Annotated in this window: 1 protein-coding gene; it reads right to left on the bottom strand. The window is 65.8% G+C overall.

Going from position 1 to position 739, the window contains the following annotated elements; genetic code table 11:
• Positions 1–739 (bottom strand): transglycosylase SLT domain-containing protein (locus AC1DU6_RS33860; protein WP_477862774.1); only part of this gene is annotated, 739 nt, incomplete at both ends.

The following is a 739-nucleotide window of genomic DNA, read 5'->3' as shown; positions in this document are numbered from 1 at the left end:
CCCGGCGGATCTTGCCGCAGAGATCGTTGGCCTCGTCGCGCGTGTCGGTCCCGATCCTCACCTGGTAGAAAGTGCGCGTGCCGCGGCTTCTGAACAGCGAACTCAGCAGGTTGGGATCGCGTTCGCCGACCACGGTGCGCAAGCGCAACATCACGCGCGCGTAAGACATCAAAGCACGATCACGATTGCAGCCTGCCGCCAGTTGCACGCCCCACGGCCTGCTTTCGCCGAGCGTCACGCGCGCTTCCAGTTGCGTGACGAAGGGATTGGGCGCGCGTTGCAGCAGTGCCATCAATTCACGGCAGCTCGACGTCGCGGCACGCGGCGGCATCTTGCCGTTGCGCCCGGCGGCCTGCCAGTCCTCGACCGTCGCGCCGGTGATCGCGGAGACATAGTTGCGGGTCTCGCCGGGCATGTATCCCTTGCCGTCGAGCCAGTCCTGCACGCGGCGCGGTCCTGCATTATAGGCCGCAGCCGCAAGGCCGAGATTGCCGAACTGGTTGCGCAGCTCGCTGAGAAACTCCGCCGATTTCGGCAGCGCCTGCACCGGATCGAACGGATCGAGCAGACGGCGCTCATTGGCCGTGCCCGGCATGAATTGCGCGATGCCCTGTGCGCGCTGGCCATTGCGCGTCACGGGACCGACGGCATCGGGCTGAAACCGGCTTTCCTGCCAGATCACGCGGGCGAAGAATTCCAGCGGCAGATCATTGGCCCGCGCTGCAGACTCGATCATCAG

This window comes from Roseateles sp. P5_B10 (assembly GCF_056400485.1).
The sequence above is the reverse complement of the archived record's forward strand: the minus strand, read 5'-3'. Positions and strand labels throughout refer to the sequence as shown.